At 67.6% G+C, this 830-nt stretch carries 1 protein-coding gene; it reads right to left on the bottom strand.

The genetic code is table 11. From position 1 onward, the window contains the following. Window positions 1-830 (bottom strand): electron transfer flavoprotein subunit alpha/FixB family protein (locus PO605_RS30865; RefSeq protein ID WP_272207354.1); only part of this gene is annotated, 830 nt, incomplete at both ends.

Raw genomic sequence — 830 nt, 5'->3', positions numbered from 1 at the left:
TCCAGGCCGTAGTCGGCCACCGAGAAGATCGGTGCCTCGGGGTCCTTGTTGATCGCCACGATCACCTTGGAGTCCTTCATGCCGGCCAAGTGCTGGATGGCGCCGGAAATGCCCAAGGCAATGTACAGCTGGGGCGCCACGATCTTGCCGGTCTGGCCGACCTGCAGGTCATTGGGCGCATAGCCTGCGTCCACCGCTGCGCGGCTGGCGCCGATGGCGGCGCCCAGCTTGTCAGCCAGGGGCGTGATGACTTCCTGGAACTTCTCGCTGCTGCCCAGCGCGCGGCCGCCGGAGACGATGATCTTGGCGGCCGTCAGCTCGGGGCGGTCGCTCTTGGTCACTTCACGGCCCACGAAGCTGCTCTTGCCGCTGTCGCCAGCGGCCGCCAGCTGCTCCACTTGGGCGCTGCCGCCCGTGGTGGCCGCTGCGTCAAAGCCCGTGCCGCGCACGGTGATGACCTTGACCTTGTCGCTGCTTTGCACCGTGGCAATGGCGTTGCCTGCGTAGATGGGGCGCTCGAACGTGTCGGCGCTGTCCACCTTGGTGATGTCGCTGATCTGGGCCACGTCCAGCTTGGCGGCCACGCGCGGCGCGGCGTTCTTGCCGCTGGCGGTGGCGGGGAACAGGATGTGGCTGTAGTTCGAAGCAATTGCCAGCACTTGCGCTGCAATGTTCTCTGCCAGGCCGTCCTTCAGGCTGGCGCCGTCGGCGTGGATGACCTTGGACACGCCAGCGATCTGAGCAGCGGCCTGCGCAGCGGCGCCGGCATTCTCGCCCGCCACCAGCACATGCACGTCGCCGCCGCAGGCCAGGGCCGCAGTGACGGTGTT

The sequence above is a fragment of the Delftia sp. DT-2 genome (assembly GCF_028401915.1).
Taxonomy (GTDB): domain Bacteria; phylum Pseudomonadota; class Gammaproteobacteria; order Burkholderiales; family Burkholderiaceae_C; genus Comamonas; species Comamonas tsuruhatensis.
The sequence above is the reverse complement of the archived record's forward strand: the minus strand, read 5'-3'. Positions and strand labels throughout refer to the sequence as shown.